This window comes from Candidatus Binataceae bacterium (assembly GCA_035508495.1).
Lineage (GTDB): Bacteria > Desulfobacterota > Binatia > Binatales > Binataceae > JASHPB01.
On record DATJMX010000012.1, the window covers coordinates 34,496 to 54,811 of the forward strand.

A 20,316-nucleotide genomic window follows, 5' to 3' on the forward strand; every position below is an offset into this window, starting at 1 on the left:
CGAAGCACAGGCAGCTCAGATTTCGATTTGCATCGTGCCCAACAATGCAAACTGCACTATTGAACTAGGTCAGCAGCCTGTGAGTTGGCGCTGTCAGTTCCGCCGTCGGGATCCCGATCGGACAGGCGTTCGCGCACGGTTTAGCCGCGCAATCGATGCACGCTGAGGCATTGACCGCGAGCATCGCATACTCGCGGCGCGCGAACTCCATATCGCGATAGTCGCGTGCGTACATCCCGGTGCGCAGAACTTCAGCGATCGGGACCTCGCTCGGACACGAGCTCTCGCAGACGTTGCATCCATGGCGGCAATATGAAGCTGAGTTGAACGCCATGTAGCGCCGCAGCAGGGTGGTATCGCCGACGGCGGTTGAATGCGCTCCGGAAGCGCCCAGGTACTCGTCGATAAGCTCGCGGCTCGTCATCGACACAATCAGCGCATCGACGTTGCCTCCGGAAAGCACCCATCGGAACGCCGCCTGGGCGAAGGTCGCGCCGTCCTTCTCGTATGGACGCATGTCGTTGAGACGCGCGCCCATCAGCGTCTTCATCACGACCGTGCCCATGCCCTTGGACTTCGCCTTGGCGAGCAGCCGCGGCAGCTCGGGTTGGACGGCGATAAAATCGAAATTGTGGAAATAACGTTTGAAGAACGACGGATCCTGCCCGAAGTTGTGGGCGGCCAGGATCACGTCGTAGTGGCCGGAGTCGATCGCATATTCGAGGCATTCGCCGAGGTTGCCCGCGTGACCCGACATCGCGGTGAAGCGCAGTTTGCCCTGCTTTCGCGCCTGCGCGACGAACTCGTACCATTCGGGATTCTTGAGGCGCGCCACGTCGTTAACGGCGTGGTTGAAGTAGATATCGACGTGATCGGTCTGGAGGCGCTTCAGGCTGCCTTCGAGCGACGACATGATCACATCGCGGCGATCGTCGGGCATCGCGAAGGTCTTGGAGGTGAGCACTACTTTATCGCGCTTGCCGCGCAGCGCGTTACCGAGCGTGGTCTCGGATTCGCCATCGGTGTAGTCGGACGCGGTATCGAAGTAATTGATGCCGGCGTCGAACGCATGATTGACGAGGTCTTCCTGGCCCGCGCGCAGACGGCTCGATCCAAAGGAAATGTCAGAAATCTTGAGGCCGGTCTTGCCGAGCGCAACGTAGCGCTGGACTTTGGGCGGCGGGCTGATCGAGGCGGAGGTCTCGGCGGCGAGGCCAAGGAATCCAACGCCGAGGCCGGCCAGCGCGCCGCACTTCAGGAACTCGCGGCGATCGATAGAGGGGCGGTCGAGCGGATAATCATCGCGTGACATCAGCACACCTCCGACGCGGCCGCGGGTGCATCGCGCCGCACGCGATCAATTTGAACACCGCGCCAGTGAGATCACAATGTGCGAAAATGAATACGCGGCGCCGCTCCGCTTCTGCGCCTAAAACTTCGCGATGACTGTCTCGCCGAAGCGGCGGATGTCGTCGAGCATCTGCTGGCCTTCGCTCACGAAGCCCGCGACGGTGTCGGTCGCGCCGATGTCGCCGAGGCGTCTGTAGTCCTCGAGCTTGCTGGCGGTTATGTCCATGACGTGAATCTCGTAGTCGCTGCGGCCGAGGGTTCCAAACTCGCCGCGATAGGCGTTGAGCTCGTCGATCATCGTCTTCAGCGCAGACGTCTCGGCGTTGGCGGAGATCCAGCCGTCGCATAGCTTCGCAGCGCGGATTAGCGCGGGCTTGCTATGGCCGCCGTACAGGATCGGCACTGGACGGTCGGGCACCGGGTTCAGCTTCATCGGGCCGATATCGTAGTTGCGGCTATGAAATTCGAAATATTGCCCCGTCATCGCGCCGCGGATGATCTCGATAGATTCGTTCATCAGCTCGCCGCGCCGGTCGAAGTTCATCCCGTTGTAGGCGAAGTCCTCGCGCCAGGGGCTCAGGCCAGCGCCCAAGCTGACGCGATTATTCGATATGACCGCAAGCGAGCTGAGCGCCTTGGCGAGCACGAGCGGCTGGCGCACCGGAACTTTCATCACCGCCGGATAGAAGCGCAGCGTCTTTGTCACCGCGGCCATCCAGGTCATCGCGATGAGCGGTTCGATAAACGGCGTCATCGAAATGTACACGCGAATATTTTCGGTATCCGCATATGGATATTTCGAGGTCGTCGTCACCGGAAAGAACAGGCTGTCCGGCATCGTGATGGACGCGAATCCCGCCGCCTCCGCCGCTTGTGCGATGGCGATGAAGTCCCGGTATTCGCCCCGGGAGAGCATCAATGTGAAACGCATAACAGCCTCCCCGCGTCTTTCATTATCACGACGAGTCGTGACGGGATTAGCGCTCGGAAGTCAATAGATTTGCTACTAGCGCGAATGATGCACGCGCTCGCTCATCGCCATAGGCTTAATCAGTGAGGAACTTGAACTTCGCCGCGCCTGAAACCGTGGCAAGGGAGCTAAAGATGAAGATTCGACGAGTTTTGGTAATGACTGCTGTAGCGATCGGGTTTGCGGTGCTGCCGGTCGTTGCCCGCGCACAGGGCCATCCGCCGGGGATGGGCGATTACGATCAGCATCACGAATGGCACGATGCGAGCTGGTGGAGCAAGCACGATCCCAAGTGGGTCCAGGAGCATCATGCCGATTGGGGCGCCTACGACGACCACCATCATTGGCATGACCGCAAATGGTGGATGAAGCACCATCGCGACTGGGTCGAGAAGAACCATCACGACTGGTTCTAATTCGCAGCCAGATTAACAGACCGGCTCAGTTGGAAAGGCTGAGCCGGTCAGTTCTTCTGCCGCCTGATCGCCGCCATTACTGCATCGACGAGTTCTTCCGGAGCTTCATCGGGCACCTCGCTGTCCGGATTCGCGTAAGCACCCTTTGCCAGTGCGATTACGTTTCCGTAGTCGCGCAGGTAGTCCACGCAGGGCTTGCATCCTGCGACGTGCTTCTCGAACTCGAGCAGAACTTCCCCACGAAGCTCGCCCTCGCGATAGGCACAGATGAACTCGACAAACTCCCTGCAGTTCATAGGTCTCTCCAAGAATGAAACGCGCTCTTCCCCACCCGAGCGGCGCGTGGCAGCTTGCGCCAATTGGGAATTCGTCTCAGGATCATAGGCAATCATTATCGATGGAGCTCCCGGTTGGTCGGGCTGAGCCCGAAATTCGGCAAAACTGCTCGATCGTTAGATGCCTCTCGTAGGTGCAAAGTTTCCGCGAATTTAATTATCGCCATTAGTCGATAAACAAAGCAAAGCGGAACTCTGAGAGCTTTCTTAGGCTCGAATCTTCTATGGCTGCGCAGATTGATCCACCGGCTAGTGTGTCTGAGAGCCAGGCGCTGTGGACCATCGTCCAGAGAATCAAAGGCGAAGTCGGCGAGGGGTACATCCGCGCCCTGGTCCAGAACATGGCGCTGGCACTCGGCGTTCAGTACGCGATCATTTCCGAGCGCATCCCATATGCTGAACGCGTCCGCACCCGAGCGCTGTGGGGCCGCGGCGAGTTCCTCGACGATTTTGAGATCCCTTTCGTCGGCTGTCCGTGCGAGACCGCGCTCCGCGGCGAGATTATCCACGTTGCCGAAGGCGTGCGAACGAAGTATCCCGACGCCCCTTACCTTGCGGATTGGAAAATCGAGAGCTATTGCGGCGTTCCTCTAATAGCCAATGACGGCAGCGTGATCGGGCACATCGGCGTGATGGACGACAAGCCGATGCCCGATGGCTCGCGCGCGATCGCGCTGCTCGAGATATGCGCGGCGCGGACCTGCGGCGAGATCGAGCGGATGGCGGCGGAGCGCGCCATTGCGGCTGCCAGGGAACGGGTCGAGCGAATTCTCGCCTCGGCGATGGACGCCATCATCACGATCAACGCGCGCGGGCGTATCGTGCTGTTCAACGAAGCGGCGGAGAAAATCTTTGGTTGCTCGGCCAGCGATGCAATCAGCACGCCCGTCGAGCGATTTATGTCCCCCGGCCTCAGCCGCTCCTATAACGAGATCGTCGAGCGGCTCGATGCGGGCGAAATCCAAGGTCACTACGTGTGGGCGCCCGATGGACTGAACGCGCGCCGCGCCGATGGCGGCGAGTTTCCAATCGAGGCGACGATCTCGCACGCGGTTACGCAGGACGGCTGGCTCTACACGCTCATCCTGCGCGACGTCGATGAGAAACGCCGCGCCCGCGAGGAGATCCAGCAGCTCGGTCGCCAGAACGAATACCTGCAGGAAGAGATCAAGCAGGAGCATCACTCGGACGAAATCGTCGGGCGCAGCCCCGAACTCGGGCGCGTGCTCGACCAGGTGCGGCTCGTCGCCAATACCGACTCGACGGTGCTCCTCCTGGGCGAGACCGGCACCGGCAAGGAAATGATCGCGCGTGCGATTCATGCTGGCAGCTCGCGCCGCGACAAACCGTTGATCAAGGTAAACTGCGCGGCGCTTCCAGCCGGGCTAATCGAGAGCGAGCTTTTCGGCCACGAGCGCGGCGCATTCACGGGCGCGATCGAGCGGCGAATCGGGCGCTTCGAGCTGGCGGACGGCGGGACGATTTTTCTCGATGAAATCGGCGAGATGCCGCCGGAGCTGCAAGTCAAGCTGCTGCGCGTTTTGCAGGAGCACGAATTCGATCGCGTCGGCGGCCGCGAACCGATCAAGGTCAACGTCCGCGTGATCGCCGCGACCAATCGCGATCTCGAAACCGAAGTGGCCGCCGGTCACTATCGCCAGGACCTCTACTATCGTCTCAACGTGTTTCCGATCGACGTGCCTCCCCTGCGCGAGCGTGTCGAGGATATCCCGTTGCTCGTGCATTACTTCGTTGACCGCTATGCGGCGCGGATCGGGCGCAAGATCGCGCGCGTTCCGGACGCAGCGATGGAAGTGTTGCGCGAGTATGCGTGGCCGGGCAACGTGCGCGAGCTGGAAAACGTCATCGAGCGGGCGGTTATTCTCTCACCGGGATCAGAGTTACGTGTCGATGACTTCGCGCTGCATTCTGCGCGATCGGTGCCCCCGTCATCTGTCGTTATCTCGAACGACGCGATGCATGAGCTGCCGCCGCAGGCTCTTGTTACTGCCGATGATCGTCTTTCGTTAACCGACATCGAGCGCCGCCACATCATGTCGGTGCTCGAGCGCACCGCGTGGCGCGTCGATGGCCCAACCGGCGCAGCGCGCCTGCTCCATCTGAATCCCAGCACCTTGCGCAGCCGAATGAAGAAGCTCGGAATTCAACGAAGCTATCGCGATATTTCGAGGATCCGCGAAATTTGATGGCGCGGCTCGCAAATTTGCGAAGAGCGCGCGCTCGGATCTTCGCATAATCCCAGCAGCTGCTGATTATTTCTCAGCGCGCGTGCTCGGTACGGCCCTTGCTCTGATCGCGCCCCATGATACGCATCAGCCGAAGCGAACAATCCGAGGCCGCCACGCGTCTCATCGTCGAAGGACAGCTAACTGGAGCTAACGCCCGCGAGCTCCGCAACTCGTTCGAGGGCGCACACTTTGGCGATCGCCGCGTGGTGATTGATGTCGCCGGGGTGACATTTGTCGATCATGCAGCGGCGAAAGTCGTACATGACCTCGAAGGCCGGGGCGCCAAAGTTTCGGGCGCCTCGAACTTCGTTGGCGAACAGCTCCGCGACGGCCATGATCCTTATTCCGATGAAGATGACCTCGTGCGCCGCCTGCGCGAAGGCAATGAAGACGCGTTCGAAGCGATGGTCCGCAAGTACGGCGGCCGGATGCTCGCCGTCGCGCGGCGTTTCTTGCCCGTCGAGCAGGACGCGCGCGATGCCGTGCAAGAGGCGATGATCTCCGCATTTAAAGCGGTTCACAACTTTGCCGGCGACGCGAAGCTCTCGACCTGGCTGCATCGTATCGTCGTCAACGCGTCGCTGATGCAGCTGCGCTATCGCCGCCGCCGCGCCGAGGAATCGATCGAAAGCCTGCTGCCGCGCTTCGATGAAGACGGCCAGTGGGCCGACGAGACGATGCGTTTCGTGCGCGACGACGATCTGCCGCTGGAACGTCGCGACACTCGTGAGATGGTCCGCAAGTGCATCGACCGGCTGCCTGAGAATTATCGAACGGTGCTGCTGCTCCGCGATATCGAAGAGCTCGATACGGACGAGGTGGCGAAGATCCTCAAGGCGACGACCAACACCGTCAAGGTGCGCCTCCATCGCGCCCGCCAGGCGCTGCGCGCGATCCTCGCGCAGGAGTTGCGCGCGAACGGAGAACTACCCGAGGTCCGCGCCTGAGCCGCCTCAGGTCAGCTCGGCGCGGCGTATCGTCAGGAGAATAGCGGCACCGCACGTGACGCCCGCCGCGATAATGAAGTAGGCGATCACAAAGCCGAGCGAGTGTTCGACATCGAGCTGCGGGCTGCGCACGCGAAACAGGATCATGTTGGAAACCACGTAGGCGGCATAAATCCACGCCAGCGGCAGCGCATACCACTTCATCCGCCAAATCCCCGCTGCATAGATCAAAAGATAGAGCCCAAAGAGCGGCGCGATCACCCGATCGATCGTGTCATGTAACCGGATTCCGAAGAACACCAGTCCCACCCGCGGATTATGCGCAAACGGTTTGCCAAAATCCGAAAACGCCATCAGCAGAAACAGGAAAGTGCACAGCGTCAGGATCGGCCCGCGTCTGGATTCGTTCATGTGAGCGCCTCAATGCTCTCGCGATCGTAGTCGAGAGGGATCACCTACAAAGCATCATTGCCCAGTTGCATGGCGGGGCTTCAAGTTTCCTTTGTACCGCTCGCGAGCGCATCGCTATGTGCTTCGCGCTGAGGGACTGGTAGCGTGACTACGATTCACTGATGTCCACTCTGCGGTTCGGAGCGCTACTGATCGCGCTCGTTGCGTGCGCCCTGTGCGGATCCGTCGTGACGGCGGCGCCCGCATTTGCCGACGCCATGCCGATTTTCAACGCCGATTTTTCGAAGGGTTCAGGCGGCCAAGTGCAAGGCTGGTACGCCGCCGCGATGCATCATAAGGAGGCCGACTTCGGCTGGAGCCGCACCGCCGGCGGCTACCAGGTCTCGATCGTGAGCCATGTCCTGAACTATGCGACGTGGCGGCAGGCGATGATGCTTGGGCCCGGATGGTATCGCGTGAGCGCATTCGCCCGCGTCGATGATGCAATTCCGCCTGGCGCCGGCGCGACGCTCGCAGTGCAAACCTTTCGCGGCGCGCGGCTCGTCTCAAACGAAATTCACGGCACCAGCGCATGGACGCCGCTGGTGCTCTACCTCAAAGTCGAGCGCTGGGGACAAATCACTCAAATCCTGCTGCAAGCGGGCGAGGAGCACACCCAAGGCTCGGGCAGCGCATACTTTCGCGATCTGAGAGTTGAATCGATCGCGGCTCCTTCCGCGGACGCGTCGAACGTCTACGACTTGAGCACGATCGCGATGGCCCACGTGTCGCCACTCAACGCCATCGACTATCAGCGTCCGCTCGGAATTCTCTGCGGCCTCTTTCTGCTCGGCGCTTTCGCGGTCTGCCTGGCGATCATCTGGAGATCCGCGCTCGCGCATCCCACGCCCGCGATGATTGCCGGCATTGTCGTGCTGCTCGCGATCACCGTAATTGAGTTCGTCGGTCTGTTTCATTTCGAGGGCTATTTCTGGGATGCGCTGGCGAAGACCAACCGCTCGATACTCGCCGCTGCGCTCGGCCCGCGCAGGATTTACGATCAAGGCTTGCCGGTCGATTCGTATCCCCCCGGATCGCTCTACCTGCTGTGGCTCTCAGGATGGCTCGGGCAGGTCATCGAGCCTGGTTACAACGCCTTCCGCGTACTGGTCGAGACGCCGCCGCTTATTGCGAGCCTCGTGACAGGGCTCACGCTTCTTTTCGCCTATGCCGGGCGCGGGCGCGGATGGCGCGGCTTCGTGGCGATGCTGCTCTTCGCCGCCAACCCGACGCTCATCTTCGACACCGTAGTGTGGGGCCAGAGCGATGCGGTCGTCGCGCTCGCGATGCTCGTGGCGGCGTTTCTCATTCTTCGCGGACAATATCGTCTCGGATGGATCGCCGCGGGTATCGCGCTGCTCACCAAGCCGCAGGCGGTCGCGATGATTCCGCCGCTCGGACTCTGGACGCTAATCAACACCGGCCTGACCGAGACCGCGATTTGCGCGGCGCTGTCGGTCGGCGCATTCATCATCGGCGTGCTGCCCTACGATGCGGGCCATTCGATCCATCGCATGATCGAGGTCTATCAGAGCCTCGGCGGGCGCTTCACCGACGCCTCGGTCGGCGCATTCAATCTCCATGCGATGCTGGGCGGTCTCGAAACCCCCGACTCGACGCGGGTCGGATTCGTTTCATACTACGCGCTCGGAATCTCTATGCTACTCGGCGCGTTCGCCGTGGTGCTGTTTCTCGTGTGGCGGGCGCGAAACGCAACGGCCGTGATGCTCGCGACGTTCATCGCGATGTTTGCGCTGTACACCTTGGCGCCGCGGATGCACGAGCGATACGTTTACTATCCGCTCGTGTTCCTGGTGCCGCTCGCATTCGAGTCGCGCTTCCTTGCGGCAAGCTTCGCCATTCTGACCGCGACCTCGTTCTACAATCTATATTTCATGAAGTGGTTGGCCGACACTTCGACATTTTTTTCGGACCATGCGGCGTGGCCGATCGTGACCGCCTCGGCGATCAACGTGCTGCTCCTCGCTGCGATCATGGCGTACGCGCTGTTTCGGCTGCCGCTGCGCAATGGCCTCAACAGCTCGTCATGATTTCAGGAAATCGAGCACCAGCCAGTTCACGAAATCCTGCTTTTCCTGATGCACGAAATGGCCGGCTTCCGGAACGATTTCGATCTTGAGTCCGCGCGGGAAGTGCGCCGCCATCCCTTCGAGCATATCGACGCCGATACATCCGTCATCGCGGCCGTGAACCATCAGCGCGGGAACGTTGATCGGAGTCGGCGTCATCGCCCGCATCTGCGCTGGATCGATCGGCATCCGCAGCACCGGGCCGAGCGTCGCGCGATAATATTCGATCGCGTTCCTGGTCGTGGTGCCGGCGCGGAAGCTTTGCTTGAGCGCCTCGATATCGTCGCGCGTCCAGTTCCATCCCGGCGACCAATCCGACCACATCTTTTCCAGGAACGCGAAATCGTTTTGCGCGACCGCAGCCTCGGCCAACGCGGTCTGGAAAAAGAACATGTACCAGGAGCGGCGCTGCTGCGGGTAATCGGCAACGAACGCTTGAAACAGACGATTGCCATACGGCACCGCGGCGGTGACCAGCTTGCGCACGCGATCCGGTGCGGCGGCCGCGACGCCATACGCGGCGACCGCGCCCCAATCGTGGCCGAAGATGAACGCGTCCTTGTAGCCGAGCGCATCGATCAACGCGAGCGCGTCTTCGGACAGCACCGGAGAATCATAGCGGCCGTCGGGCGCGGGCTCGGTCGGATGATATCCGCGCATGAACGGCGCGACGGCATGAAATCCCGCGGCGGCAAAGGCCGGTAGCTGATGGCGGAACGAATGCGCCGTGTCGGGAAAGCCGTGCAGGCACAGCACCAGCGGACCGTCACCCTGCTCGAGCACGGTGAAGTTCATGTTGGAAGCCCGAACCACGCGCTGTTTCATTTCCGATGCCATAAAAGCCTCGCGACGACTCTGAACGTGGCTAACAGAACATAGAATTTGTAGCTCTCAAGCAAGAACTTTTGCTTCGTAGATTCGCGCCCTTGATATGATGCCGCTCGCGACATGAGCGAAGTTTCACAGACGCAGACCGACTCCGCCACGCACGGCACGACGCTGCGCGAGCTTGCGACGCTCTTCCTGCGCCTCGGCACGACGGCGATGGGCGGGCCGGCCGCGCATATTGCGATGATGGAAGACGAAGTCGTGCGCCGCCGGCGATGGCTTTCGCGCGAGTATTTTCTCGACATGCTCGGCGCCACGAATCTCATCCCGGGTCCCAATTCGACCGAGATGGCGATTCATATCGGCCATCAGCAGGCGGGATTCGCGGGCCTGGTCGTCGCAGGCGCATGCTTCATCGTTCCGGCCGTGCTGATCGTGCTCGCCGTGGCGTGGGCGTATGTGCGGTTCGGCGCGATGCCGTCGGTGCGCGGCCTGCTCTATGGCGTGAAGCCGGTGATCATCGCGGTGGTGCTGCAAGCGTTGTGGGGTCTGGGCAAAACCGCGATCAGATCGCGGATTCTCGGCGCGCTCGCGGCGCTATCGCTCGTGGCGGCGATGCTCCAGGTGAACGATCTGGTCGTACTGCTCGGCGGCGGGTTTGTGATGATCGCGATCAAAGGCGCGATGGACAAAGGCGGCATCCGTGCGAGTATCGCGATACCCTCGCTTGCCGCGCTCGGTGCCGGCGCGGCGGTGGTGCCCTTCAGCCTCACCAAGCTGTTCCTGTTTTTCCTCAAGGTTGGATCGATTTTGTTCGGCAGCGGCTACGTGCTGCTCGCGTTCATCCGCACCGACCTGGTCGAGCGATTGCACTGGCTCAGCAACGCGCAACTGCTCGACGCGGTCGCGGTCGGACAAATCACGCCCGGGCCGGTGTTCACCACTGCGACCTTTATCGGATACCTGCTTGGCGGCGTGCCGGGCGCGATCGTCGCGACGCTTGGAATCTTCCTGCCGTCGTTCGTGTTCGTCAGTATCAGCGGCCCGCTGATTCCGCACGTAAGGCGCTCTCCGCTCGCGGGCGCTTTTCTCGACGGCGTGAACGTCGGCGCATGGGCCCTGATGGTCGCCGTGACGTACTATCTTGGCCGCGATGCGATCGTCGATTGGATCACGCTGATGCTCGCCGCGCTCAGTGCGATCGCATTGCTGCGGTACCGTGTGAACTCGACCTGGCTCGTGCTCGGCGGCGGCGCGATCGGTCTTGCGCTCGGGCCATGGCTGGGGCGATAACGCTGATGACCTTTTGCATGACCGAGGTTCCCGTGAGACGAAGCTCTCTGACTTGCACCGCCGTTGGCCTCGCGGTCGCGATCGCGATCCAGTTCGGCGCGCGCGCCGCGCTGGCCGAGACTCCCGGCAAAGCCGATTACGATCAGAACTGTGCGAGTTGCCACGGCGCCGACGGCAAGGGCAACGGCCCGGCGCTCTACACGATTCCCGGAATCCATCCGCCGGACCTCACGTTGCTGACCACGAAGAATGGTGGCACGTTTCCCAAGGAAGAAGTCACCGACGCGATCGACGGCCGCAAGCAGATCCCCTCGCACGAGCGGCTCAATATGCCGTTCTGGGGCGTAACGATGCAGCCCGAAGGTCAGGAATTCACGCCAGAGAGCGACGCCAAGGTAAAGCAACGAATCGCCGCCGTCGTCAGCTACGTCGAATCGATTCAGCAGAAATAGCGCCCCGCGGTCGCAGGTGGGGATGGTTTGCCTACGCGCGATCCTATAGTCTGCGCGTGAACAATCCGGCTGACGACCGCTCTGAAAAGTTCCCCGAGAACATCGTGCCAGATCGACCAGTCTCCCCAGCACGTCAGGCGTGCGCGCGGAGATGACCACAAGGTGAAATGAATCAACCGACAGATTATATAGAAGTGAACCGCACATCTTTGCCCGCCGCCTGGGAGCAGCCTTGGTATCGAACCGACAAGCACGGCGCGCCGATTCTTTTTTGGATCACCCTGATTCATGTGACTGCGCTCGTCGGCCTCGTGTTGTATCCGATACCGCCGCTCCGCGTCTTGATCCCCGCTCTCGTCCTGATGTTCCTCGGCGGACTCGGTACGACCGTCGCATACCATCGTACGATTGCCCATCGTTCTCTCACGCTGAATCCCTGGGTTGAGAACCTGCTCATCTTCTTTGCGGTCTTCAACGGCTCGGGAAATCCGCTCTCGTGGGCCGCGCATCATCGGTTGCATCACGCCAAGGCCGACACGCCCGAGGATATCTCGAGTCCAATGTGGGGCGGTTTCTGGTGGTCGCATCTGCGCTGGCTGTGGCAGATGACCAAGGCGCCCATCGATCGCTACTGCGGCGATATGAGGGGCGTGTCTTATCGCGTGTGGCGCGCAGCTCAGGGGCCGATACTGGCGCTCTCTTACCTCGGTGGTCTCTATTTCGGCTGGGCGGCGTTTTTCTGGATCGGCGCGATCCGGCTCTGCTTCGCGCTGCACGCGCAAAGCTTCGTCAACAGCATCTGCCATACCGAACCGGGCATTCAGCCGGGTCAGGACTCGAGCCGCAATGTCGGATGGCTCATGCTGGTGCATCTGTTCCAGGGCGAGAATTGGCATCGCAATCATCACGCGCGCCCAGGCTCGGCGCGACTCGGATGGAACTGGCGTCAGCCCGATGCGGGCTGGATGCTGATCGTTGCGCTCGAGCGCCTCGGTCTCGCAAGCGAGGTCCGTCGCCCTGCAGCGCGGAGCGCCGCTGCGATCGGTGAGGCACTCGACCCCGCAGCCTAATTCGCACGCGCCTCAGCAGCGTTCCTCCGCGTCGCCCAGCGCTGCGCGGGTGCACGCGTTCGACGACAGCTACGGCTTCGCGCGGCGTCTCGCGCGCGCCGCGCAAGAAAGGCTCGCTGGGGTCGCGGTGCGTCGCTTTCCCGATGGCGAAACGTTGGTCCGCGTGGCGCAGACCGATCGCGACGCAATCCTGGTTCGCTCCCTCGCCGATCCTGATTGCAAATTGTTCGAGACGATCCTTGCCGCCAACGCCTTGCGCGAGGCGGGCGCGCGCCGCGTCACCCTTGTTGTTCCCTACCTGCCGTACATGCGGCAGGACAAGGTCTTTCATCCCGGCGAGCCGATTTCGCAGCGCGTGATCGGAGATCTTCTCAGCACGAGCTTCGATGCGGTGCTCACGATGGAACCGCATCTGCATCGCGTGCACTCACTCCGCGAGGTCTTTCGATGCCGGGCCGTCAACATATCCGCCGCACCCGCGATTGCAGGATGGATTCGCCGCAACGCCCGCCGCGCGATCGTCGTCGGCCCCGACGAGGAATCGGCGCGCTGGGTGAAGTCGATCGCGCGCGCCGCAGGAATCGACCACGCCGTGGGGTCGAAAGAACGGTTCGGCGATCGGCGGGTACGCGTTCACTTCGAGCCGATTCGTGCGCGCCACGCGGTTATCGTCGATGACATCGCGAGCAGCGGTGCGACGCTCGCCGCGGCGGCTCGCGCGCTGCGCGCCCACGGCGTCGTGCGCGTCGATGCGCTCGTCGTCCATGCGATTTTCGCCACTGGCGCGCTCGCGACCGTCCATCGCGCGGGCGTTCATCGCGTCCTGTCATGCGATACAATTCCGCATCCGACGAACGCGATCTGGTGCGCGCCCCTGTTCGCGGATCGTCTGAGAAAACCGTCATGAGTGACAAACCACGCACCTTCGTTCCGATGCTGCGATTTCTCGGCGCCGCAGGCACCGTCACCGGCAGCAGGTTTCTGCTGACGACCGACGCGTCGTGCGCGCTCGTCGATTGCGGCCTCTTCCAGGGGCTCAAGGAATTGCGCCTCAGGAACTGGGACAAGTTCCCGGTGCGGCCCGCTGGGATCGACGCCGTGATGCTCACCCATGCGCATCTCGATCACAGCGGATATATCCCAGGGCTGTGCCGCGATGGGTTCCGCGGCCGCGTGCTTGCGACGCCAACGACACAGGCCCTGGCGCGTATCGTGCTGCCGGACAGCGGCCATCTGCAGGAAGAAGAGGCGCAGTATGCCAACCGGCGTGGCTACTCCAAGCATACGCCGGCGCGCCCGCTCTACACCGAAGAGGATGCGCTCGATGCGCTGAAGCATTTTTCCGCGGTCGCCTTCGAGCAAACGATCGAGGTGGCGCCGCGGATCAGTGCGACGTTCCGCTTTGCGGGCCATATCCTCGGCGCATCGTCGATCCTTGTCGAAATCGACCAGCGGAAGAAGCGTCGCGTGCTATTCAGCGGCGACCTCGGCCGCCCGCGTCATCCGATTCTGCATGCACCGTCGCCGGTTCCGGACGCCGATGTGATCGTTGTCGAATCGACCTATGGCGATCGCCGGCACGACGACGACGAATCGCTCAAGAATTTCGAACAGGCGATCGTGCGCACGGCTGAGCGTGGCGGCGTGATCATCGTGCCGTCGTTCGCCGTCGATCGCACCGAGGTTGTGCTGCACTACATCCGCAAGGCGGCGCAGCAAGGCCGCATCCCGCAACTTCCAATCTACGTTGACAGTCCGATGGCCTTGGCGGCGCTCGCAATTTACACGGGTAGCATTGCGCAACGTTCCGCCGAAATCCGCAGCGACGTCAGCGCCGCCGATCTTGATCCAGGAAATCTCACCCAGGTTCGCAGTGTCGATGAGTCGATCGCCCTCAACGCTCTCCACGGACCGATGATCATCATATCCGCGTCCGGAATGGCGACCGGCGGCCGCGTGCTGCATCACCTGGCGAACCGGCTTCCCGATCCGCGCAACACCGTTATCCTCGTTGGCTATCAAGCTGACGGCACGCGCGGGCGCTCGCTGCTCAACGGCGATAAGACGATCAAGATGCTGGGCCGCTACATCGCGGTGCGCGCCGAGATCGTCAACGTGCCGGCGTTTTCGGTGCATGCCGACCAGGCCGAGCTCATCGGATGGCTGCGGACCGCGCCGCACGCTCCTTCGACCTGCTACGTCGTTCACGGCGAGCCGGCCGCCGCCACCGCCCTGCGTGATGAGATTCGACACCAGCTCGGCTGGAACGCGGTCGTGCCCAGGCACCTCGAAGCGGTGCGTATCGATTGAGGCCGGATGCGATGTTCCGCGTGAAACATCTGCCGCTCGATACGCTCCGCGAGCACGTGATCGTCATCCATCGTCAGGCGGTGCAGGCCGGCAATCTCGGCTTCAATCCTCTGGACCGCGCCTACGTGTTCGGAGCCGATCCGCAGAGCGGCGCTACACACGAAGTTACCGGCGTGATCAATTTCTGCGGCGACGAGCTCGTCAAGGCCAACGAGATTGGCCTCTCCGAGGAGGCGTTTCGCGATCTTGGTCTCGCCGAAGGCGCTCTCGTTCAGGCGACTCTCGCGGTGTCGCCGCGCAGCGTCGATCTGGTGCGCAACAAGCTGCGCGGCGCGCGCCTCGATCGTGCCGCGTATGACGCGATCCTGGCCGACGTGGTGCGGCGCCGATACTCGCGCGTCGAGCTTTCGATGTTCGTGCTGGCGTGCGCGATGAGGCCGATGGAGCCGGCGGAGCTGGTGGACTACACCCGCGCGATGATCGGCACGGGCACGCGTATCGACTTCGGTCCCGGCCCGATCGCGGATAAGCACTGCGTCGGTGGTATCCCCGGCAATCGCACGACGATGGTCGTCGTTCCAATCCTTGCCGCGCACGGCCTGCGCACGCCCAAGACTTCGTCGCGCGCGATCACGAGTCCGGCAGGAACCGCGGACACGATGGCGACGCTGGCCGAGGTCGCATTGCCGCCGGCGCGCCTCAAGCAAGTCGTCAGCCAGACCGGCGGCTGCATTGCATGGGGCGGCGCCCTCGAACTCGCGCCCGCCGATGACATCCTGATTACAGTCGAACGCCCGATGGAGATCGACAGCGAGACGCAGATGGTCGCCTCGATCCTCGCGAAGAAGAAAACCGTCGGCGCTACTCACGTTCTGATCGACATTCCGGTCGGCGAGACCGCCAAGGTGCGGTCACATGCCGATGCCGAACGGCTCGCAAGCCTGTTCCGTGTCGTTGGCTCCGAGATCGATTTGCATGTCGAAGTCGTGATCACCGAGGCGCGCGGCCCGGTGGGACGCGGCATCGGTCCGCGGCTGGAAGTGCTCGACGTTCTGTCTGTGCTGCGGCGCGAGCAGGGAGCGCCAGGCGATCTGCGCGAGAAGTCGCTCTACCTGGCGGCTCGCCTGCTCGAGATCACGGGCGCCGTGGCCCCCGCAGCCGGGTATCGCACCGCGGAGCGGATTCTCGATTCGGGCGCGGCGCTCGACAAGTTCAACGAGATCGTCCGCGTACAGGGCGCGCGCGAGTTTCCGCCCGAGGCCGCGTTCAAGCGCGCGATCGGCGCATCGTTCGACGGGCGTATCCGCGAGATCGATTGCTGGGAGATCGCGCGCGTCGCCAAACGCGCCGGCGCTCCCGCCAACGTGGCGGCCGGCGTCAGACTCCTCAAGCAGATCGGAGACGTGACTGCGCGCGGCGAGCCGATGTTCGAGATCCACGCCGAAAGCGAGGCGCAGCTTGCGTTTGCGCAGGCCTACGCCGAATCGCATCCCGACATTTTCCGCTACGGATTCTAAGCCGCGCGCCGATCTTTGGTCTGAAATTCACCGCCGCCAATTTACTTGCGGCGATCGCGATGCTCTTGTAGGCGAGAACCGGGAGGAACTTCGATCATGTCGATAATGTCTGAATTCAAGCAGTTCGCGATGCGCGGCAACGTGATCGATCTGGCCGTCGGCTTCGTCGTGGGCGGCGCCTTCGGCAAGATCGTGAGCTCGCTCACCGCGGATCTCATCATGCCGCCGATTGGACTGCTGCTCGGCAAGGTCGATTTCTCGGGATTGTTCATCAACCTGTCGGGCAAGCATTACGACACTCTCGCGCAGGCCAAGGCGGCGGGCGCGGCCACGCTCAACTACGGCGCGTTCATCAACACCGTGATCGATTTCCTGATCATCGCCTTCGCCGTGTTCCTGCTCGTGAAGTGGGTCAACCATCTGACCGGCGCTGACAAGGCCGCACCGACCACCAAGGAATGCCCGTTCTGCAAGAATGTGATTCCGCTCGCCGCCACCCGATGCGGGCACTGCACGTCGGAGATGCAAGCCGCGTAATGTTCGATCAGCGCAGCAGATTGCCCTTGTAGCAAATCGGAATCGCGGCGGGCGCTGCCGCGGCGACTCGATCGGATTCCGCGGCAGTCGCGACGACTTCGTACGGCCGCATCATCTCGTTATCTTCATGCTCGAGGTTGTGGCAGTGCCACACGTAGCGGCCCGCGTAGCCCTCGAAGCGCACGATGATCCGCGTTACCGCACCGGATTCGGCGCGCACAGTGTCCTTCCAGCCGGCCTCATTGGGGGCAGGCGGCATCGGATCGCCCATGAAGCGCAGCGTATTCTTCAACTGATATTGAAATTTGTCGAAGCGGCGGCGGTCGAGCACCTGGAATCGCACCAGGTGCAGATGAATCGGATGCGGATCGTCAGTGGTGTTGATCAGGTTCCAGATTTCCACCGAATTGAGCAGCGGTTTTTCGGTGATCGGATCATGCCAGCGCGATCCATTGAGAAGCATGATCATCGAATCGCCGAAACGGTCGCTCCATTCGTCGAGCGAGAGCATTCGATTTTTCCTGGCGAGCGATTCTTCCGTCCTGGGTACCGGGCGCAGCGCGCCGGGCAGCGGAGTCGAATCGGGCGCGCCGCTCTTCACGCGGAACTGCATCAGCGGTTGGTTCGAGTCGAAGAGGAAAATCTCCTGGCCGCGATACTTGGCGAAGTCGATCACAAGATCGGCGCGCTCCGCGGGCGCAATCAGGAGCTTAGGTAGCTGCACCGGGGCCGCCAGCAATCCCTGGTCGCTGCCGATCTGAATCAGCGGCTCCTTGTTTGAAAGCGCCAGATTGAAAAAGCGCGAGTTCGCGACATTCAAGAACCGAAATCGATACTTTCGCGGCTCGACGTCGAGATAAGGCCGAACCTTGCCGTTGACTAGTAATATGTCGCCGGAAAAATCCGCAATCCACGGCGCCCCGGGCTTTAGTGAATCCGGATAATATAATTGTCCCTTGGTGTCGAGCATCCGATCGCAAATGACTAATGGGATTTCATATTCCCCCCGCGGCAAATGCAATGAGTCCTCAAAGTCGTCGCGTATAATATATGCACCGGCTAATCCCGCGAATATATTCAGCCGATTGATGCCCATCGCATGGTCATGGTACCAGAGGACCGCCGCGTCCTGCTGATTCGGATAATGATAGACGGCGGATTTGCCCGATTCGTACCAGTCTTCCGGATAGCCATCGTTATGCGCGCGCACCTTCGCACCGTGGACGTGAACTACGGCCCGCACTTCAGGCTGGTCTCGTTCGGCGCCGTGGAGATGATAGTCAATCGGTAGGAAATGCCTGCGCGGCAGGTCGTTTGACCATTCCACGATCAGCGGAGATCCGGTTCGAGCCTCGATCGTGGGCCCGGGGAAGCTTGAATTGTAGCCCCACATCCGGGTGGGCGGGAGATCGCGATGCAATTGCATATCGAACTCACGCATCGAGACGCGGTAGAATGGTACCTCGCGATGCGAATCGGGATCGGGATCGGGACGAGTGCCAGTGCGGTGCGCGACGGGAGGCAGCGGCAGCGCGTCGACAAACGGTTTGAGCGACGCGCCATTGAATGCTGGCCGGACGCGAACCTGGTCTTGCGCTACCGTATGCAGCGCTGCAGCCGCAGTGAGTATTCCGGTTTTCTTCAGGAATTCGCGTCGATTCAGTCTCACGATCACCTCGGATCCTGTTTAACATAAAAAACGACGGGTGCCTCATCGGCACCCGTCGGGTCAGGGCGATCTACCTAATCCAGCCTGATTAGAACGTAACCTTAGGCGCGAAAAGTACCCGCTGGCCCGTGTTGGGATCAAGGAAAACCGGAAACAGCGAGCTCTTGCTGAAGTTCAGCATGTTGGTAATCGGCCCCGCAATCGCGTCGAACGAACCGCCGCCAAGACGCTCGCCCTTGAGCCAGTTGTCCTCGATGAAGCGAATCGTCGAGCTCTGATCGGTCAGCGTGTGATCGACGAAATTCTGCTTGGCAAAGGGCGAGATCACCATGTACGGCAGACGCGGTCCGTAGCCGCAACGGCCCTGCGCATGGAGCGTGCTCGCACTCACACCCGGCAGCGCGCTGTTGGTGCCCTTGCCGCAGGCGCCCGGACCAGTCAGCGCATCAGCTTCGGTCGTCGACTGGTTGATGATCGGGCTCATCTGATGGTCGTACCAACCGTCCGAATCGTCGTAATTGATGATTACCAGGGTCGAACTCCACTCTGGTCTTTGCTGGAGGAAGTTCAGCACGTTGACGACGAAGGTCTGTTCATCGATCGGATCGGAATAGCCCGCGTGAGCATCCTGAAACCCGGGAGCCTTGAGAAAGCTGACCGCGGGAAAGTTGCCGGCCGAGACCGCCGTATAGAAATCGTTGATGTCGTATTGATGATTTGCAGCATCACCATTACGGCCGATCATCGCGGTCGAAGTCGGACGCGTGTGATTGGGGTTCGCCGTCGTCGCGTAGTACTGGAACGGCTGATGATGTGGGATGTAGTCGGCCTTGGTGGATCCTGTGATGGCCGATTTCGTGGTGCGCTTGCATCCGGTCGTGCCGTTGGGGTTTGTCAGGCTAAGGTTGAAGCCGCCTTCGAAGAACCCCCAGCTTACGTTGGCAGCGGTCAGAAGGTCGCCGATATTCTGCCCGCCCATCTTGAAGGTTTCGCCGCTCGTGGTCGAGCACATATCCCCGGCCGGGTCCGCGTCGCTGATGTCGGTAAGTCCACCGTTGCCGTCCCCGATTAATGCGCCGCTCGGATTAGTGTCATCGAAGGCGCCGTTGGTCTGCCCCGAAGCCAGGTTGAGCGCCCCCGGCGTTGAGGGCCCAAAGGTCGAACCATAAGAGTTGTCATTCAGCGCAAAGTTCTGAGCGTAGTTCCACAAAGCGGTAACCGTATTACCGTCGTAGTAGCCCATCGTGAGCGCTTTGGTGGTGGCCTGCGCCGGACTGCTCGGCGGGGGTCCAGGAACGCCAACCGACAGCGGAAAGAGGTCCATCAGTCCATTGTCAAAGGCCATCTGCTCAGGGCCATAGTCGTGGTCCTGATCCGATGTCGCAGCCTGCGAGCGATCGAGACGGAACGGATTGGCCGCCTCGCTGGTGATGCCACCCGACGTGACATTGTTGGCGGTGTTGGTGAAGTTCGGATTTTCGGTGACCAAGCCGAACGTCAGACCATTGACGCTCGGCGTGCCCGGCAGCGCGTTGAATTTGGGCTCGCCACCGGGGTTGGTGGCAGCAGGGTAGGTCCCGAAATAGTGATCGAATGAAATGTTCTCGCCGAAAATCACCACCACGTGTTTGATCGGCGTCGCCGTGGCTGGTCCTGATCCGCCGCCCAACACGATAGGGCCGGCAAGCAGCGGCGCAGTTGTGAACGTTATCCCCGCGAGCGCACTGGTGGCGCACGCGAGCAGCTTTTTTGCTCGCATCCTCAAATTTCCTCCTCCCGATGTGGGTGCACGATCGCGTCGAGCGACCGAGCGCGCGCAATCTAACCCGCGCG

18 protein-coding genes are annotated in these 20,316 nt (G+C 61.8%); 11 read left to right on the plus strand and 7 right to left on the minus strand.

Going from position 1 to position 20,316, the window contains the following annotated elements; genetic code table 11:
- Positions 1-64 precede the first annotated feature (64 nt).
- On the minus strand, positions 65-1,312 hold the full coding sequence (locus tag VMA09_03620) for an aldo/keto reductase (GenBank protein ID HUA32664.1): 1,248 nt from the start codon (positions 1,310-1,312) through the stop codon (positions 65-67).
- Between the two features lie 117 nt (positions 1,313-1,429).
- On the minus strand, positions 1,430-2,281 hold the full coding sequence (locus VMA09_03625; protein ID HUA32665.1) for an LLM class flavin-dependent oxidoreductase: 852 nt from the start codon (positions 2,279-2,281) through the stop codon (positions 1,430-1,432).
- A 197-nt stretch (positions 2,282-2,478) separates the two neighbouring features.
- Here VMA09_03625 and VMA09_03630 point away from each other — a divergent pair, with 197 nt between their 5' ends.
- The gene (locus VMA09_03630) at positions 2,479-2,736 is read left to right on the plus strand and encodes a hypothetical protein (GenBank protein HUA32666.1); all 258 of its coding nucleotides are present in this window, start codon (positions 2,479-2,481) and stop codon (positions 2,734-2,736) included.
- A gap of 47 nt (positions 2,737-2,783) precedes the next feature.
- On the opposite strand, the gene VMA09_03635 is transcribed toward VMA09_03630, so the two are convergent.
- Positions 2,784-3,032, minus strand: a complete 249-nt coding sequence (locus VMA09_03635) for a zf-HC2 domain-containing protein (protein HUA32667.1) — start codon at positions 3,030-3,032, stop codon at positions 2,784-2,786.
- A gap of 263 nt (positions 3,033-3,295) precedes the next feature.
- Here VMA09_03635 and VMA09_03640 point away from each other — a divergent pair, with 263 nt between their 5' ends.
- Both VMA09_03640 and VMA09_03645 read left to right on the plus strand, forming a co-directional pair.
- Entirely contained in the window at positions 3,296-5,278 is a 1,983-nt protein-coding gene (locus VMA09_03640; GenBank protein ID HUA32668.1) for a sigma 54-interacting transcriptional regulator, read from the plus strand.
- A 116-nt stretch (positions 5,279-5,394) separates the two neighbouring features.
- The gene (locus tag VMA09_03645; GenBank protein HUA32669.1) at positions 5,395-6,267 is read left to right on the plus strand and encodes a sigma-70 family RNA polymerase sigma factor; all 873 of its coding nucleotides are present in this window, start codon (positions 5,395-5,397) and stop codon (positions 6,265-6,267) included.
- Between the two features lie 6 nt (positions 6,268-6,273).
- On the opposite strand, the gene VMA09_03650 is transcribed toward VMA09_03645, so the two are convergent.
- A complete protein-coding gene (locus tag VMA09_03650) occupies positions 6,274-6,678 on the minus strand; it encodes a hypothetical protein (GenBank protein HUA32670.1) in 405 nt (134 codons plus the stop codon).
- 161 nt (positions 6,679-6,839) lie between these two features.
- On the opposite strand from VMA09_03650, the gene VMA09_03655 reads away from it, so the two are divergent.
- Positions 6,840-8,768, plus strand: coding sequence for a hypothetical protein (locus tag VMA09_03655; protein ID HUA32671.1), 1,929 nt, complete (start codon positions 6,840-6,842; stop codon positions 8,766-8,768).
- Here VMA09_03655 and VMA09_03660 read toward each other — a convergent pair.
- Positions 8,763-9,644 (minus strand): alpha/beta hydrolase, encoded by an 882-nt coding sequence (locus tag VMA09_03660; protein ID HUA32672.1) that lies wholly within the window; start codon positions 9,642-9,644, stop codon positions 8,763-8,765. The genes VMA09_03655 and VMA09_03660 overlap by 6 nt on opposite strands.
- 111 nt (positions 9,645-9,755) lie before the next feature.
- Between VMA09_03660 and chrA the strand changes: the two genes are divergently transcribed.
- From chrA to mscL, 7 genes are all read left to right on the plus strand, one after another.
- Positions 9,756-10,928: a chromate efflux transporter gene (gene chrA, locus VMA09_03665; GenBank protein ID HUA32673.1), complete on the plus strand. Its 1,173-nt coding sequence runs from the start codon at positions 9,756-9,758 to the stop codon at positions 10,926-10,928.
- A gap of 32 nt (positions 10,929-10,960) precedes the next feature.
- Entirely contained in the window at positions 10,961-11,380 is a 420-nt protein-coding gene (locus VMA09_03670) for a cytochrome c (GenBank protein ID HUA32674.1), read from the plus strand.
- Positions 11,381-11,574: 194 nt separating this feature from the next.
- Positions 11,575-12,450, plus strand: coding sequence for a fatty acid desaturase (locus VMA09_03675; protein HUA32675.1), 876 nt, complete (start codon positions 11,575-11,577; stop codon positions 12,448-12,450).
- A 49-nt stretch (positions 12,451-12,499) separates the two neighbouring features.
- Positions 12,500-13,357: a ribose-phosphate diphosphokinase gene (locus VMA09_03680; GenBank protein ID HUA32676.1), complete on the plus strand. Its 858-nt coding sequence runs from the start codon at positions 12,500-12,502 to the stop codon at positions 13,355-13,357.
- Positions 13,354-14,760 carry an MBL fold metallo-hydrolase gene (locus VMA09_03685; protein HUA32677.1) on the plus strand — a complete coding sequence of 469 codons (1,407 nt, stop codon included), beginning with the start codon at positions 13,354-13,356 and terminating at the stop codon, positions 14,758-14,760. Before VMA09_03680 ends, VMA09_03685 begins: the two co-directional genes overlap by 4 nt.
- A gap of 11 nt (positions 14,761-14,771) precedes the next feature.
- Complete coding sequence (locus VMA09_03690; GenBank protein HUA32678.1) at positions 14,772-16,277, plus strand: thymidine phosphorylase family protein; 1,506 nt, start codon at positions 14,772-14,774, stop codon at positions 16,275-16,277.
- Between the two features lie 96 nt (positions 16,278-16,373).
- A complete protein-coding gene (gene mscL / locus VMA09_03695; protein HUA32679.1) occupies positions 16,374-16,814 on the plus strand; it encodes a large-conductance mechanosensitive channel protein MscL in 441 nt (146 codons plus the stop codon).
- A gap of 7 nt (positions 16,815-16,821) precedes the next feature.
- Here the strand turns inward: mscL and VMA09_03700 are convergent, their stop codons facing one another.
- Both VMA09_03700 and VMA09_03705 read right to left on the minus strand, forming a co-directional pair.
- Entirely contained in the window at positions 16,822-18,483 is a 1,662-nt protein-coding gene (locus tag VMA09_03700; protein HUA32680.1) for a multicopper oxidase, read from the minus strand.
- 88 nt (positions 18,484-18,571) lie between these two features.
- Complete coding sequence (locus tag VMA09_03705; protein ID HUA32681.1) at positions 18,572-20,242, minus strand: alkaline phosphatase family protein; 1,671 nt, start codon at positions 20,240-20,242, stop codon at positions 18,572-18,574.
- Between the last annotated feature and the right edge of the window lie 74 nt (positions 20,243-20,316).

Excerpts from the sequence above, each read along its gene's own strand:
- VMA09_03685 (HUA32677.1), top strand. The coding sequence starts at position 13,354 with ATGAGTGACAAACCACGCACCTTCGTTCCGATGCTGCGATTTCTCGGC.
- VMA09_03655 (HUA32671.1), top strand. The coding sequence starts at position 6,840 with ATGTCCACTCTGCGGTTCGGAGCGCTACTGATCGCGCTCGTTGCGTGC.
- VMA09_03620 (HUA32664.1), bottom strand. The coding sequence starts at position 1,312 with ATGTCACGCGATGATTATCCGCTCGACCGCCCCTCTATCGATCGCCGC.
- VMA09_03705 (HUA32681.1), bottom strand. The coding sequence starts at position 20,242 with ATGCGAGCAAAAAAGCTGCTCGCGTGCGCCACCAGTGCGCTCGCGGGG.
- VMA09_03640 (HUA32668.1), top strand. The coding sequence starts at position 3,296 with ATGGCTGCGCAGATTGATCCACCGGCTAGTGTGTCTGAGAGCCAGGCG.
- VMA09_03625 (HUA32665.1), bottom strand. The coding sequence starts at position 2,281 with ATGCGTTTCACATTGATGCTCTCCCGGGGCGAATACCGGGACTTCATC.
- VMA09_03660 (HUA32672.1), bottom strand. The coding sequence starts at position 9,644 with ATGGCATCGGAAATGAAACAGCGCGTGGTTCGGGCTTCCAACATGAAC.
- VMA09_03630 (HUA32666.1), top strand. The coding sequence starts at position 2,479 with ATGACTGCTGTAGCGATCGGGTTTGCGGTGCTGCCGGTCGTTGCCCGC.
- VMA09_03635 (HUA32667.1), bottom strand. The coding sequence starts at position 3,032 with ATGAACTGCAGGGAGTTTGTCGAGTTCATCTGTGCCTATCGCGAGGGC.
- VMA09_03690 (HUA32678.1), top strand. The coding sequence starts at position 14,772 with ATGTTCCGCGTGAAACATCTGCCGCTCGATACGCTCCGCGAGCACGTG.
- VMA09_03650 (HUA32670.1), bottom strand. The coding sequence starts at position 6,678 with ATGAACGAATCCAGACGCGGGCCGATCCTGACGCTGTGCACTTTCCTG.
- mscL (HUA32679.1), top strand. The coding sequence starts at position 16,374 with ATGTCGATAATGTCTGAATTCAAGCAGTTCGCGATGCGCGGCAACGTG.
- chrA (HUA32673.1), top strand. The coding sequence starts at position 9,756 with ATGAGCGAAGTTTCACAGACGCAGACCGACTCCGCCACGCACGGCACG.
- VMA09_03645 (HUA32669.1), top strand. The coding sequence starts at position 5,395 with ATGATACGCATCAGCCGAAGCGAACAATCCGAGGCCGCCACGCGTCTC.